Here is a 13,901-nt window from a genome sequence, read left to right on the forward strand (position 1 = left end):
GAGGAAAGAAATGAAACGGTTTAGCTTGACCCTATTGGGACTATTTGTAATCCTCTCGGTCGTCCTTACGGCTTGTGGCACAACGCCGACTGCTACGCCAGCCCAACAACCAGTGGCTACTGAGGAAGCTGCTCAACCGACTAGCCCTGCTGCGCAACCCAGCAGTGGTAAACAGCAGGTTGAGGTCTTCTCTTGGTGGACGGGAGGAGGAGAGGCCGCTGGTCTCGAGGCCATGATCAAGGTCTTTAAGACCCAGTATCCTGACATTGAGTTCATCAACGCCGCCGTAGCCGGTGGGGCCGGCACGAACGCGCGCGCGGTGTTGGCTTCCCGTCTACAAGCAGGGGATCCACCGGATTCTTGGCAGGGACATGCTGGGCAGGAACTCATTGGCACCTATGTTGCCGGTAATCAAATCCTGCCACTGAACGATCTCTACGAGTCGGAGGGTTGGATCAAGGTAATGCCGGAAACCCTTATCCCGCTCATTTCCCAGGATGGGAAGATTTACTCTGTACCGGTCAACATCCATCGGGCCAATGTGCTGTGGTATAACCCTAAGATTTTGAAGGATCATAACATCAACGTTCCCACCACTATAGATGAGTGGTTTACCGCCATGGATACGCTCAAAGCCGCCGGTGTCACCCCCCTGGCGCTGGGTGAGCAATGGACAAAGATGCATCTACTCGAAACGGTCCTGCTCGGCACCCTTGGCCCTGAGGCTTACAACGGGTTATGGAGCGGGAAGACAGACTGGGGGAGCCCAGAAGTCAAGGTGGCACTGGAAAATTTTGCGAAACTCTTGACTTATGCCAATTCGGATTCGGCTTCGCTCTCATGGCAAGATGCTTCCCAGTTGATCGTGAATGGCGATGCCGCTTTCAACGTAATGGGTGACTGGGCTGAGGGATACTTCCGCGAGTTGGGCAAAACCCCACAGGTTGATTATGGCTGGGCTCCGGTCCCGGGTACGTCGGGGACTTTCCAGTTCCTGTCGGATTCCTTTGTCCTTGCTGCTGGCGCTCCGCACCCCGAGGGTGCCATTGCGTGGCTGAAGGTTGCTGGTTCTAAAGCCGGCCAGGAGGCCTTCAACCCGGTTAAGGGCTCAATTTGTGCGCGAACCGATTGCGATAAAAGTCTGTTTGGCGAGTATCTCCAATCAGCCATGAATGATTGGGCAACCAATACGGTGGTGGGATCTCTCACGCACGGCGTTGTCGCCAATGATTCCTGGAAATCTGAAATTGATACTGCTCTTGGGCTCTTTGTCCAAGACGGAAATATTGATAACTTCCAAGCGGCTTTAGTTGCTGCGTGCAAGAGCTCCGGCCCTTGCAAGTAAGGTGAAACGATGGAGGGGTGAGGGGTATTCATCCCAACGAGCCCTCACCCCTCAAAATCAAGGTAATAGGGTCCCGCTCATGCGAAAGTTCATCAAAGACAAAGATCGAATTCTCTCCGTTGTGCTTGTCACGCCATCTATCCTGGCAGTGTTAATATTCATCTATGCATTTATAGGGTGGACAATTCGTGTATCCTTGAGCAAATGGAAAGGACTTAACCCAGATTATGCCTGGAATGGATTGGCAAACTACATCAACCTGTTCTCTGACCCTCGTTTCGCGGTTGATATTCGCAATACTATTATTTTTACTAGTGTCTTCGTCGTCGGTAGCATCTTATTAGGCTTTTTTCTGGCTGTATTGCTTGATCAGGGACTTAAGGGCGAGGGCTTCTTTCGCAGTCTATTTCTTTTTCCAATGGCGATCTCCTACATAGTAACCGGGGTGGTTTGGCGCTGGTTGATGAACCCGGCAACCGGGAGCCGTACCAGCGGTTTTAATTTGCTTTTTTCATATCTCCATCTAGACTTCCTTCAAAACGCTTGGCATACCACGCCCACCTGGGGGATTGCAGCGGTGGCATTGGCGGCTATTTGGCAAATGTCCGGCTATACAATGGCCCTTTATCTAGCGGGATTGCGAGCCATTCCCCATGAGTTGCGTGAGGCGGCGCAAATAGATGGAGCCAATGAAGTGCAGATTTATCGCTATGTAGTTTTACCGCTCCTAACACCAATTACCTTGAGTGCCCTTATTATTCTCGGGCACATGTCTCTGAAAGTCTTTGACCTTATCATTGCAATTGCTGGTAAACAGCTCCCGCTCGATGTGCCTGCCATTTACATGTGGCAAGCCACATTTGACGGGCTCTTTTATGGGCGAGGAGCAGCAATCAGTATATTGCTCTTAATCAGCGTGGCTGTTCTTATTATCCCTTACATTATCTATACTCTGAGAAACGAGTCGTTCAAATGAAAAAATGGCGTTTGAGTAAGAATTTTCTATATATTCCTCTCATCCTCATGGCGATTTTTTACCTCATTCCGCTTTACGTGATGTTGGTAACCAGTTTTAAGAGTTTTGCCGAGGTGGATTTGAGAACCATGTGGAATCTGCCTTGCGGTATTCACTTTGACAATTTCGTTGAGGCTTATTCGAAACTTGCGCCATCGCTGTGGAATAGTTTTACAATGGTAATTCCTGCAGCAGTGTTATCATCAGCACTGGGTTCTCTTAATGGATATATCTTCGCTAAGTGGAAATTCAAGGGGGCAGATCTAATTTTCCCCTTTATCCTGTTTGGGATGTTTATCCCTTACCAGAGTATCCTTATTCCTCTGGTGCAATTTATGAATGCTATTGGACTCAAAGGACTGTTAGGGTTAACCCTGACCCATATTATCTACGGCATACCCATCACAACACTGACGTTTCGCAACTATTACGCCGGTTTACCCCAAGAGTTGCTGGAAGCGGCGAAGATTGATGGTGCAGATATGTTGAAGATTTATCGACATATCTTGCTCCCAATCTCTATTCCAAGCTTTGTCGTAGTACTTATCTGGCAATTTACCTCTGCTTGGAATGATTTCTTGTTTGCAGTAGTCCTGACGGGAAATAAGGATTGGCCTATTACAGTGGCATTGAACAACATGGCTGGTAGTCAGATTATTGCTTGGAATGTCCAAATGGCTGGGTCGCTCTTGACGGCACTTCCGCCGTTATTGGTTTATATTCTTGCGGGACGTTATTTCTTGCGCGGATTGCTGGCTGGATCCCTTAAGGGATAATCCGGCGGCGCTTCTAAAAGGTGCATTTAACATTACACGACATTTCATAAACTGGTACTATTGCCACGTAAGCACACGGGTCGGTTGGGCTTTAGCAACTATATCTCTTGTCCATCATTCACTGGCTTATTTATGAGTCACAGAGTACCGAAACGGTAATGTAAGAACGCCAATATAAATTCTGATTATTTATACAAATCAGAATTTATATATTTTCGATTGTTGTCAAGCACATATAATTGTGATGTTGAATTAATTCTAGCTATCTCTAGGCTTACTGTGTTGTTCTATGCACACAAACCATCAGGCCGAATTTGTAATTTGCGTTGCTTTTTTGATACCGTGTGTTCTTGTTGGCTTTTCATGGGGTCGTCTTCCCAAAATTCAAATTAATCTACACGAATAACATTGGCGATTCTATTTACGCGTTCTATAAAGCACCACGAAACAAGAGCAAACTCTAAGTTTGTTAATGGTTAGAGTAATTGAAACATGCAATTACTAAACACACACTCTCCCCAATATTGGGACAATTAGGATGACTTAACCTCTCGACACTCCTCCGGTTGTTCCGAGCACGCCTGAGCAGCGCGTTCGAGCAGGAACCGAATATCCTCATCTCGCCCATACAACACCTCGAAGGGTGTCTTGTTGGCTGAGGCAAGTTCCCACTCCTCGCTGGAAAACCCCAGACATTTAAAACGACAACTCTCAATACATTGGGCACAATAAATACAGCGATCGGCGTGATAACGCATCACAAACCGTTTACTAACCTTATCCACAACAATGAGTTCCAGCGCATTAGCCGGACAATCCTTAACACAGAGTTGGCAACCTGAGCAATTCTCCGGATTCCACACGATTTTTGCGCGCAGACGCTCTGGAATCCGAGGGCGTTGGAATGGGTAACGCTCCGTAACGGGTTTCTTAAACAACGAGCGAAAGACGTCGCCGAACATACTGCCAATGGTCATAGTTACACCTCTAGAACAATAGAGTCCCTAAATAGCGTCCGGCAATGATGGCGATCAACTGTATGATTGCCAAAATCGTCCCAATTCGCCACCACAATCCAACCACCTGGTCAATGCGCAAACGGGCAAAAAGAGTTTGCATCAAAGCGACAACGAGAAGCAATCCCAAGGTCTTGAGGATAAAATCGAGAGGTGAATGTAATCCTCCTAAATAAAACGCTGATACTAGCGTTAATCCAATAACCAGTTGGATATCTTTTCCCAAGCGGAATAAGGCCAAACCACGTCCGCTGTACTCGGTCAGAGCACCCGCAACAATTTCCGTTTCAGCCTCAGGTGCATCAAAGGGAGGAAGTTCCAACTTACCCATCAAGCCTACTATAGCAACCAAGAATCCGATGGGCTGGGCAACCAACAACCAGAGATTCTGTCCGGTAAACTCATTGATGGTACCAATTTGCCAAGACTGTGCCGTAATGGCTGGTCCTAATAGCGCCAGCATAAAGGGCGCCTCATATGAGAATAACTGTGTCAATGTTCGGGTGGCACCCACCAGCGCGAAACGATCTACCGTGCTCGCACCGGCAAGCCCCATACTTAAAGTTAGCACACTGAGTAAATAAATTGTGACGATAAGATCCCCCTGAAAGGTATAAGCAGGTTCAAAGCCAACCATAGGTACATAGAGCGCAGCGGTTAGTGCGGAGGCAAGAGCAAAAAGAGGTAAAAGATAAAATAGCCCACGCTGAACACCCTGAGGAACAATTTCTTCCTTTGAAAGAAGTTTGACCAGATCTGCAAGCGGCTGGAACCAGCGCGGACCGATGCGGTTTTGGAATCGTGCCACCAGTTTTCGATCCACATACTCATAGACCAAACCGGCCAGGATCAGGAACAACCCGCCTGGAAAAACCAGTAGTATCACCAATGGATGCAGACTCAGGGTCATAGGATGGCTACTCCGTGAACAACAGGTTTGGCATCATCGATCATTGCACGAGAAACAAGGATCGATTCCGGCTACCAACATGGGAATGTCAGCCAGTTTATGACCTGGGGCAGTCGCCAATACCGTGCCCCAGTTTGCCAGGCTGGGTGTGCGTACCTTAACTCGCTCGGGTTTATCTCCACCACTGCTAACAATGAAATAAAACAGTTCTCCCCTTGGTGCTTCAACGCGGCTGACCACCTCCCCAGCGGGGATACGCCGAGGCATTCTAGCGACCAGTTCACTTTCCGGCATATTATTCAGAATCTCACGAATAACACGGATACTCTCAAAGCACTCATCCAGGCGGACGACAAAGCGGGCTTGCAAATCTCCCTGCTGACTGACGACCATCTTCACCGGAAACTCAGAATAGGCGGCGTATGGAGCATCCACCCGTACATCCCGTGTCACACCGGAAGCCCGTGCTGTTGGACCAACGGCGCCTAAGCGTTCAGCTTCGTCTCGGGAAAGCAGACCAACCCCACGGGTTCGTGCCAGAAAGGTTTCATCGGTATTGACCACACTTAGATAATAGTGCACCCGTTCCTCGATAAAGTTTAGCCCATCTAAGATGCGAACTTTTTGCTCAGCTGTGATGTCAAACTTCACACCGCCGAGCAAGTTGGCTGAGTAGTTGACCCGATTGCCGCTTACCAATTCCAGTAAGTCCATAACGACTTCGCGGTCCCGCCAGCTGTACATGAACAACGCATCAAACCCCGCTTCATGAGCGGCAACCCCTAGCCAGAGCAAATGACTGTGAAGGCGTTCCAATTCGGCAATAACTTGCCGGATAGCACGAGCCCGGGGTGGGGCTTGTACCCCAGCCAGGGCCTCAACACCCTGTGAGAACGCTAGTGCGTGAACATGGGAACAAATGCCACAAATGCGTTCCATTAAATAGAGATTTTGGGTCCAGGTGCGTTGCTCAGCCCCCTTTTCAATTCCACGGTGCACATAACCCAACCGCAGAGTGGCACCGATCACTTGTTCACCGTCTACAAAAATCTGGAAATGACTCGGTTCTTTTAATGCTGGGTGTTGAGGGCCGATAGGAATAACAAATCTCTCACCGCTCATTTTTGCGCCTCCGTAACCTCTGAAAAGCCGGTAAACGATTTTCGCAAGGGATAAACCCCATGGGGCCAGTTTTCCGGCAGAAGTAGCCGGCTGGGATCCGGTGTTCCTATAATGTTGACACCAAACATCTCGCTCAATTCGCGCTCAAATAAGGTCGCCGAGGGTAGAATATTGCAAATTGATGGGAGAGAAGCATCACAGTAGGGAACACTAACGCGCAGAGTCAGGACGTTATTTTTTTCACAAAAGTGATACAATACTTCAATTGTGCCTTCCTGGTTCTCTGCGGACTCAGGTGTTGACGTAGCCGGACGATCCATTCCGGTAATAGCGCTTAGATAACCCCAGTGGGCATTCTTTAGTGCCTCAACCACTGCCAACAGATCCTCACGTCCGATCACTACATCCAGACGGTTGGATTGAGGAGTGCGTTCCTCTTTAACCCATGGACGGATCACATTTAGCGCCTGTTTTAGAAGCTCATCCTGGGTTGCTTCCTGGTTCATTCTGCTCCTCCCGCAGTTTCGAATACCGGTTGCGGCAAAGAAACGATTGAATCGGGTCTGCGCCCTGTTTTCAAGGCTTCAAGCAGTTGCACGATACCAAAAATAATTGCTTCGGGTTTTGGGGGGCAACCCGGAATATACATATCTACCGGAATAACTTTTTCAATCCCTCCCAGGACGTTATAACATCCTTGGAAGACTCCCCCCGAAATTCCACATGAACCCACAACCACCACAAATTTGGGTTCCGGCATCTGTTCATAAATGCGAAGCAAGCGATCGCGTGATTGCAAGGTTACCGGCCCAGTGCAGATTAACACATCCGCATGACGAGGGCTACCCTGCAATTTAATTCCAAACCGTTCCACATCATAGCGTGGAGTCAGAGTGGCCAGGATTTCGATATCACAACCATTACAAGAACCGCTGTTGTAGTGCAAAGCCCAAGGGGAATTTACTCTAGCCCAAGTACGTACCTTGTCCAGAAAACACGAATCTTTTTTCTCGTTCATCTCTATGCTCCTTTACGGTTATTCCTATCCTAAAATAACTGCCAGCAAAGTCAATAACACACCGATAAGGTAAGGCAATATCCGGGGTGAAAATTCTCCAGTACCGATGATCAAAACACCCAAATGAAGCACGGCAAAGAAGAACGCGATTAGAAAGAAAGGTGAATATCCTGGTGCGGCAAAACCCAATTCCGCTTCCTCGCCGCTGGCATAAGGACTCTCTTTGAGCGGTGAGGATTTTTCAGGTGGGGCAAGAAGTTTACCCAATGCTAAAATTCCTAATGAAACCACCAGATAAATCAGAAAAGCAAGAGGGGGAGTCAGTAGAATCTCCATAAGCCTTCTCCCAGTTTAGCGTATTCCCAAACCCATTAGACTTGATGCAGCCCATTCATTAATGGGATTCATTAGCGAAGGAACAAATCCCAGGAGCAGAATGCCTAAACCGAAGAGCATCAATGGCAATACCATGAGTCCTGGAATACGCCCACCTTTCTCCACGGCTTCAGACGGGGATAGCTGATAAAGCCGGTTCACGATCGGAGCGTAATATCCCAACGACAAGACACTATTTAATCCTGCAAAAACCATTAGGGCTACCCCAGCACTAGATTGGCTCATGAAACCACCCACCAGGATTTGCCACTTTGACATAAAGCCAGCCATAGGTGGTAATCCCCCCAGTCCTAACAGTGCAATTGCCAGAGTTAAACAGACCAGCGGGTAGCGGCGGGCTGCTCCTCTAACATCATCGAGCGTCAGTGGTGTATGCCGGTTTTGACTAATAACCAAAGCATACAGAAGCGCACCCACGGCTAGAAAGGCTAATCCTTTCATGAGGGCGTGGGTGAAAAGGTGGAACATTCCACCGACAATTGCCGTGGGTTGGTGATAGGCCAACCCGACCCCGATTCCCGCTAGCATATAACCTACTTGTGCCACACTGGAAAAAGCCAACAATCGCTTGATTTGCTGCTGTCGCAGTGCGAGCAAATTCCCTAGGAACATGTTGATCGCGCCAAATCCCATCAAAAGCGTACCCCACCAGGTGGTTTCTGCGCCAAGCGCAAAGAGCGCGCGGAGCATCGCCGCCAATCCGGCTTCGATGACAATCCCCGAGAGCATGGCGCTAATTCCACTAGGGGCTTGGGCATGAGCATCTGGCAACCAGGTATGCATGGGGACCAGGGCAGCCTTGACCCCAAAACCAACAATAAACAGTATTCCAGCCCCAATCAGAGCAGGACTGAGTTCAACAAATCGGGCGCGGATGCCATCCAATTGGAGTGTCCCAGCATAGGCATAAGTAATTGCAATGGCCAGGAGAACAAACACCGATCCAACAGCGCTCTGCACCAAGTACTTGACCCCAGCCTCAAGCGAGCCTTTCTCCTGGGGATAAAAAGCCACCAGAAGATAGGTGCTAACAGCCATCAGTTCGAACCATACCCACAGGTTGAACAAATCATTTGCGGCCCCAAGACCAATAATGGCACCAACCATTAACAAAAGTAATGCAAAGTATTTATCCTGGGCTTTCTCGGCACTAATGTAAGGACCGGAAAACAATGTAACCAATGTTGCCAATAAGACAACCGTAAAGGCCAATAGAAATGATAGCCCATCCCAATGGAGCGAAATAGAACCGATCAAGATCCATAATGAATTATGAGAGGCATTTTGCGTCCAGAAAACAAACAAACCAATCATACAAAGTACCAGCAAGAACAAGGTCATCCATTGACTAAAGCGCGAATTAGATCCCCGGCGCAAGAGAATCCGATCCACCAAATAAACCAATGGGGCTCCAATAAATGGCAAAACAAATAGTCCTATGACGGCCATGTTCGCATCCATCTAACTGATCCTCCCCAGCACGGTTAGGATAAGGATCACTAGCCAACCCAACAGCATGGCAATGACATTCCACGCCAGATGTCCGGTTTGAGTGACTCGTAATGCCTCGCCGGTTTGCTGAATGCCACGGACCACGATTTCGTTTATAGCCTCAAATCCAAAGCCGTTTTGTGCTGCCCTTTCCACCCCTTTGAATGTCATCAGAAGAGAGCTTATTCGGTCGCGTCGCAACCAGGCAACCGCACCCACTATAATCACCAGCAAAACCAGATAGGTTGAGGTTTGACTTAATATTTCTAATCCCACTTCTAGAGTCATCCAGCCTGCAGGGCGGATTGTTTCGATTAACTGAACCCACACTTCGTTTAATTCCAGGTTATGGAATGGCAAACTGGTCTTAAGGCTTTGGTAGAAGGGTCCAAGCAAGAGCCACGTACTCAGGGAGCCAATTGCCAGTGGCAGCAGAGCGGTTTTCATGGCTGCTCCCGCATCATGAATGTGATGTTCTGAACGCGCTTTACCATAAAAGACTAGAATAACCATACGCAGGGTATAGGCTGCAGTCAATCCTACGGTTAAGACCATTAGAGCAGCGATCCAAGCAGGATTGCTATGCTCAAAACCCACCTCCAGGATCAACTCCTTGCTCCAAAAGCCGTTAAAGATAGGGATACCAGCCAAGGCAAGTGCACCTAAAATAAACACCGTCCGGGTAAAGGGCATCCTTTTGCCTAGCCCTCCCATCTCGCGCATATCCCGGGTACCTAAAGCGTGAATGACTGCACCTGCACCTAAAAAGAGCAGTGCCTTGAAGACAGAGTGACTCATGAGATGGAATTGGCTAGCGAAAATCCCGCCAGCACCAACCGCATAAAACATAAATCCCAACTGACTTACGGTTGAATAGGCTAGCACGCGCTTCAAATCAAGGGCCACCAGTGCCATTAGGGCAGCAAGAAGGGCTGAGAGCATTCCGACGATCATGATGGCCAGTTTCCAACCCGGCACCGCTTCGAACGCTGGATAAAATCGCGCTAAAAGATAAACCCCGGCATTGACCATCGTAGCAGCGTGAATAAGCGCACTCACTGGCGTGGGTGCTTCCATAGCATCCGGTAACCAGGTCTGAAACGGGAACTGGGCCGATTTTGCTGCAGCGGCGATCAAAAAACCAAATGCCATCCAGCTTAACACTGAGGCGGGAAGGGCAGCAGGGTTGCTCAAAAATAAATTAATGTCGTAACTCCCAGTATAGGCATACAGCACAAGGGCACCGAAGAGCAGTCCTAATCCGCCGAACTGGGTCATGATTAATGCTTTGATCCCACCGCGAACGGCCTTGGGATCATCATTGTGAAACGCAATCAGGGCATAAGAGCACAGTGCCGTGAGTTCCCAGAACACAAACATCCAAAGCAAACTGGTAGTCAGCACCAACCCAACCATTGAACCGATAAAGAAAAGGACAAAGGCATAATAACGTCCCAATGAATGCTCACCATGCATGTAGTCCACAGAGAAGATCACGGCCAGCATGCCAATCACCGTAGCGACCACAGCCAGAAAAACGCCTAATCCATCGGTGGCTAAACGAAAGTCGTCAAAAATGCCGCCGAGAGGGAGTATCAGGGTGAGTTGCTGTGTGCTATACGAAATCAACACTAAGCCAGCGCCAGCGGACAGCACTGAAAAGAAAACCGCTAGGCCATGCTGGAGTTTGGGACGGTGATCTCCCGCTATCCAAACGCTAATGCATCCCAACCAAGGAATGCTTATAGGAAGGAGGAGTAACCAGTTTGGCACCGTATCACCTCCGCAATGTGGTTAAGTCTTGTGGATCCAGGCTTCCAAAACGCCTGCGCACTTGAACCGTAAGTGCTAAGGCGATAACCGCAACAATGGTATCCACAACAATAACAGTAAGTGCTAAGCTTTGCCCAAGTCCAATATTGCCGCTGGCTCGCCCGGCAAGCACAAAGGCCAGCAGGACGCCTTTGACCATAATCTGCAGTCCGACCACGACTTTAATCAGATTACGCGAAACGATGATAGCGTAAATTCCAATCCCAACTAACCCCAATATGGTCAGGGCAATGACAATCCCATTGAGGTAATCCATTATAAATTACTCCTCCTTTTTGGCCGATTCGTGGGATGTTGAGCGGAAAAGTCCCAAGACTGTAAGCGCCCCGGCGAAAATAAGAATTGCCTGTAGCCAGGTCTCCAGACGTCGTAGATCCCAAAAAATCGTGAGAAGAGACAGGGTTTCAGGGTTAGATGGGGACATTAATGAACGTGGGATGACTAAATAAGCGGTAATACCACTGCAGGTCAGAATTAAAATGAGAGCAAGCCATTTGAGCCCAGAATTCGGGACAGGAAGTGCTTCGTCTTCGGTTAGATTGATGGCAAAGACAAAAAGGACGGTAACCAACCCCGCCCCTACGCTCAATTCAATGACGGCAATGAAGGGCGCTCCTAGCAAATACATATCTAAAGCGACTAGCGCGCTTGCCAGGGCTAACCAAATGGCAGAGATCAACATCCGTTTCGATGCAACCGCTGCAATGGCACAGCCTAACGCCCCTACCCCTACCAGTGCATAAAGCATACGCTACCTCCTCGCCTCAACGTTGACTAATCATGTATATAACAAGTTTGTGCTTTTTGTCACGTGTAAGTCATCACAATAATTTGGGCTAATCTTCATGAGTTATTGCATCAGAGGAATTGGAATATATGGACCATGGCAAACGGGCTTGAGGTCATTGTATAATTCCACAGTAATTAAAAACCTCCACCATTATGATGGAAATGATGTATTGCTAAATCAAGTTAAATGCCCCAAACTACCCCTGACTCACCTAACATTCACGACTATATAACTCGCCTATTCGCCTCAGAGGATGAGATTCTACGTCAAGTACGTGAAGCGTCCCTTGACCTGGGTCTTCCGGATATTGCCATTACTCCAGAGGAAGGCGCATTTCTGGGATTGCTGGTACGTTTATCCCGGGCGCGCCACGTATTGGAAATCGGTACGCTGGTTGGTTACAGCACGCTATGGCTTGCACGCGCACTTCCCCCAGATGGCATTGTGGTCACCATTGAGAAATCGGCTCGACATGCGGCGCTAGCCCGACAGAATTTTGAGCGGGCAGGCCTGGCAGAGCGAATTCTCCTTCTCGAAGGTGAAGCCAAGCACTTGCTTTCCAAGGCAGCGCGGTTGGGGCCGTTTGATTTTGTTTTCATAGATGCGGATAAAGAGGGTTATCCTTTTTATTATGACTGGGCCTTAACCGTGGTCCCCTCCGGCGGGGTGATTGCGTTTCACAATGCACTGTGGGGAGGGAGTGTGGCCCTACCTTTCCACGGCCCTGCCATTGACGCGATACGGAACTTTAACCACATGATTGCTAACGATTCGCGAGTTGTGGCACACATTTACCCTGCTGGTGATGGCACCTTGGTTGCGGTCAAGCGCTAAAAGTAAAGCCCCTTGCCATGATGGAAGCAAGGGGCTTGGGAAAGTTCTCTATTATCTTATCCGTATCGTTGTTGGAAGTCTTTCATGAAATCTACCAATGCGCGAGCGGACTCTAACGGAAGCGCATTATAGAGTGAAGCCCGCAGGCCGCCAACGGAACGGTGCCCCTTCAGCCCGATCAAATCAGCCATTTTGGCCTCTTTTACGAAGATTTCCTCCAACTCCTCGCTAGGCAAGCGGAAGGGGATGTTCATGATGGAACGTGCCTCAGGACGTGCATGACCACGGTAGAAGCCGCCGCTTTCATCAATTACCTTGTATACCATATCGGCTTTCTGGCGGTTAATCTCGTACATTTTTGACACACCACCCAAGCCTTTCAGCCATTTTAGGACTAAACCGGTGATATATATGGCGTAACAGGGTGGTGTATTGTGGAGAGAGCCGCTTTCAGCCAGCACCTTATAATCCAGCATCACGGGGAGTTTCTCCGGTACCCGGGCGAGCAGATCCTCCCGCACAATCACAATCGTGACGCCAGCAGGACCGGCATTTTTCTGGGCGCCGGCGTAAATGACACCGTATTTGCTGACATCAATTGGCTGACTTAAGAAATCTGAGGACATGTCGCATACTAATGGTACCCCCTCAGGCACAGCCGGTTCTCGTTTGAACTCAACACCATGGATGGTTTCGTTATGGCAGAAGTGAACGTAGGCGGCATTGGGATCAAATGAAAGTTCACCATCCTCGGGTAATCGGGTGAAGTTTTCGCTTTCCCCGTTAAAAACCACACGCGTGTTGCCCAGTTTCTGCGCCTCTTTGAGCGCGGTACGGCTCCAGGCACCGGTTACAATGTAATCAGCAAAAGCACCAGCCGGCCGTAAGTTCATTGCCACCATAGCGAACTGCAACGATGCCCCACCTTGCAAGAACATGACCTTGTAGTTTTGGGGAATACCCATGAGTTCGCGCAGGTCAGCTTCGGCAGTTTGGATGATGGCTTCGAACTCTTTAGAGCGGTGTGACATTTCCATTACCGACATTCCGGTGCCTTGATAGTCAAGCATCTCTCGCTGTGCTTGCTCCAGAACCGGCACCGGAAGGACTGAAGGACCGGGATTGAAATTGTGGACTCGTTTATAGGTGTTCATTTGGGGACCTCACAGTCGGAGAAATCTTGGAATTGGAATGGCCCTAAACGACCTCAAACCTGTTGGGCTTATATATTATCATACCCCAATTTTGAAGAAGTGGTATAAAAACTTGTCTAACAATTTACCAAATTTCAGTACTCACGCCTAGGGCTTTTTAAAGTTTTAATATTTAGATACCCAATAGGGCAAAAGCCAATG

Annotated in this window: 15 protein-coding genes; 4 read left to right on the top strand and 11 right to left on the bottom strand. The window is 48.8% G+C overall.

The genetic code is table 11. The features are described from left to right. The first annotated feature begins 10 nt into the window (after positions 1-10). From AC01YT_RS08905 to AC01YT_RS08915, 3 genes are all read left to right on the top strand, one after another. On the top strand, positions 11-1,345 hold the full coding sequence (locus AC01YT_RS08905) for an ABC transporter substrate-binding protein (RefSeq protein WP_476674675.1): 1,335 nt from the start codon (positions 11-13) through the stop codon (positions 1,343-1,345). A gap of 79 nt (positions 1,346-1,424) precedes the next feature. Then, a complete protein-coding gene (locus AC01YT_RS08910; protein WP_476674677.1) occupies positions 1,425-2,321 on the top strand; it encodes a carbohydrate ABC transporter permease in 897 nt (298 codons plus the stop codon). Next, positions 2,318-3,136 carry a carbohydrate ABC transporter permease gene (locus AC01YT_RS08915; protein WP_476674679.1) on the top strand — a complete coding sequence of 273 codons (819 nt, stop codon included), beginning with the start codon at positions 2,318-2,320 and terminating at the stop codon, positions 3,134-3,136. The genes AC01YT_RS08910 and AC01YT_RS08915 overlap by 4 nt, the downstream gene beginning before the upstream one ends. Before the next feature lie 533 nt (positions 3,137-3,669). On the opposite strand, the gene AC01YT_RS08920 is transcribed toward AC01YT_RS08915, so the two are convergent. Genes AC01YT_RS08920 through AC01YT_RS08965 form a run of 10 tightly spaced genes read right to left on the bottom strand, consistent with a single transcriptional unit; the run spans position 3,670 to position 11,670 of the window. Continuing rightward, the gene (locus tag AC01YT_RS08920; protein ID WP_476674681.1) at positions 3,670-4,113 is read right to left on the bottom strand and encodes a 4Fe-4S binding protein; all 444 of its coding nucleotides are present in this window, start codon (positions 4,111-4,113) and stop codon (positions 3,670-3,672) included. Between the two features lie 10 nt (positions 4,114-4,123). Beyond that, a complete protein-coding gene (locus AC01YT_RS08925; RefSeq protein WP_476674683.1) occupies positions 4,124-5,062 on the bottom strand; it encodes a complex I subunit 1 family protein in 939 nt (312 codons plus the stop codon). 33 nt (positions 5,063-5,095) lie between these two features. Further along, a complete protein-coding gene (locus tag AC01YT_RS08930; RefSeq protein ID WP_476674685.1) occupies positions 5,096-6,184 on the bottom strand; it encodes a hydrogenase large subunit in 1,089 nt (362 codons plus the stop codon). Then, complete coding sequence (locus AC01YT_RS08935) at positions 6,181-6,690, bottom strand: NADH-quinone oxidoreductase subunit C (protein ID WP_476674687.1); 510 nt, start codon at positions 6,688-6,690, stop codon at positions 6,181-6,183. Before AC01YT_RS08935 ends, AC01YT_RS08930 begins: the two co-directional genes overlap by 4 nt. Beyond that, positions 6,687-7,202, bottom strand: a complete 516-nt coding sequence (locus AC01YT_RS08940; protein WP_476674689.1) for an NADH-quinone oxidoreductase subunit B family protein — start codon at positions 7,200-7,202, stop codon at positions 6,687-6,689. The genes AC01YT_RS08935 and AC01YT_RS08940 overlap by 4 nt, the downstream gene beginning before the upstream one ends. Positions 7,203-7,226: 24 nt before the next feature. Beyond that, positions 7,227-7,538 carry a hypothetical protein gene (locus AC01YT_RS08945; protein WP_476674691.1) on the bottom strand — a complete coding sequence of 104 codons (312 nt, stop codon included), beginning with the start codon at positions 7,536-7,538 and terminating at the stop codon, positions 7,227-7,229. A 15-nt stretch (positions 7,539-7,553) separates the two neighbouring features. Next, the gene (locus tag AC01YT_RS08950) at positions 7,554-9,059 is read right to left on the bottom strand and encodes a complex I subunit 5 family protein (RefSeq protein ID WP_476674693.1); all 1,506 of its coding nucleotides are present in this window, start codon (positions 9,057-9,059) and stop codon (positions 7,554-7,556) included. Continuing rightward, the gene (locus AC01YT_RS08955) at positions 9,060-10,862 is read right to left on the bottom strand and encodes an NADH-quinone oxidoreductase subunit 5 family protein (RefSeq protein WP_476674695.1); all 1,803 of its coding nucleotides are present in this window, start codon (positions 10,860-10,862) and stop codon (positions 9,060-9,062) included. It lies immediately after the preceding gene. 4 nt (positions 10,863-10,866) lie between these two features. Continuing rightward, a complete protein-coding gene (locus tag AC01YT_RS08960; RefSeq protein ID WP_476674697.1) occupies positions 10,867-11,178 on the bottom strand; it encodes an NADH-quinone oxidoreductase subunit NuoK in 312 nt (103 codons plus the stop codon). Between the two features lie 6 nt (positions 11,179-11,184). Then, entirely contained in the window at positions 11,185-11,670 is a 486-nt protein-coding gene (locus AC01YT_RS08965; protein ID WP_476674699.1) for an NADH-quinone oxidoreductase subunit J, read from the bottom strand. Positions 11,671-11,898: 228 nt separating this feature from the next. Between AC01YT_RS08965 and AC01YT_RS08970 the strand changes: the two genes are divergently transcribed. Further along, complete coding sequence (locus AC01YT_RS08970; RefSeq protein WP_476674701.1) at positions 11,899-12,546, top strand: O-methyltransferase; 648 nt, start codon at positions 11,899-11,901, stop codon at positions 12,544-12,546. 56 nt (positions 12,547-12,602) lie between these two features. Here the strand turns inward: AC01YT_RS08970 and serC are convergent, their stop codons facing one another. Beyond that, complete coding sequence (serC, locus tag AC01YT_RS08975) at positions 12,603-13,700, bottom strand: 3-phosphoserine/phosphohydroxythreonine transaminase (RefSeq protein ID WP_476674703.1); 1,098 nt, start codon at positions 13,698-13,700, stop codon at positions 12,603-12,605. Between the last annotated feature and the right edge of the window lie 201 nt (positions 13,701-13,901).

Source organism: Thermanaerothrix sp. (assembly GCF_056331585.1).

Coding starts and splice junctions, on each gene's coding strand:
- AC01YT_RS08950 (WP_476674693.1), bottom strand. CDS start 9,059: ATGGATGCGAACATGGCCGTCATAGGACTATTTGTTTTGCCATTTATT.
- serC (WP_476674703.1), bottom strand. CDS start 13,700: ATGAACACCTATAAACGAGTCCACAATTTCAATCCCGGTCCTTCAGTC.
- AC01YT_RS08905 (WP_476674675.1), top strand. CDS start 11: ATGAAACGGTTTAGCTTGACCCTATTGGGACTATTTGTAATCCTCTCG.
- AC01YT_RS08970 (WP_476674701.1), top strand. CDS start 11,899: ATGCCCCAAACTACCCCTGACTCACCTAACATTCACGACTATATAACT.
- AC01YT_RS08925 (WP_476674683.1), bottom strand. CDS start 5,062: ATGACCCTGAGTCTGCATCCATTGGTGATACTACTGGTTTTTCCAGGC.
- AC01YT_RS08920 (WP_476674681.1), bottom strand. CDS start 4,113: ATGACCATTGGCAGTATGTTCGGCGACGTCTTTCGCTCGTTGTTTAAG.
- AC01YT_RS08945 (WP_476674691.1), bottom strand. CDS start 7,538: ATGGAGATTCTACTGACTCCCCCTCTTGCTTTTCTGATTTATCTGGTG.
- AC01YT_RS08940 (WP_476674689.1), bottom strand. CDS start 7,202: ATGAACGAGAAAAAAGATTCGTGTTTTCTGGACAAGGTACGTACTTGG.
- AC01YT_RS08930 (WP_476674685.1), bottom strand. CDS start 6,184: ATGAGCGGTGAGAGATTTGTTATTCCTATCGGCCCTCAACACCCAGCA.
- AC01YT_RS08910 (WP_476674677.1), top strand. CDS start 1,425: ATGCGAAAGTTCATCAAAGACAAAGATCGAATTCTCTCCGTTGTGCTT.
- AC01YT_RS08965 (WP_476674699.1), bottom strand. CDS start 11,670: ATGCTTTATGCACTGGTAGGGGTAGGGGCGTTAGGCTGTGCCATTGCA.
- AC01YT_RS08935 (WP_476674687.1), bottom strand. CDS start 6,690: ATGAACCAGGAAGCAACCCAGGATGAGCTTCTAAAACAGGCGCTAAAT.
- AC01YT_RS08960 (WP_476674697.1), bottom strand. CDS start 11,178: ATGGATTACCTCAATGGGATTGTCATTGCCCTGACCATATTGGGGTTA.
- AC01YT_RS08915 (WP_476674679.1), top strand. CDS start 2,318: ATGAAAAAATGGCGTTTGAGTAAGAATTTTCTATATATTCCTCTCATC.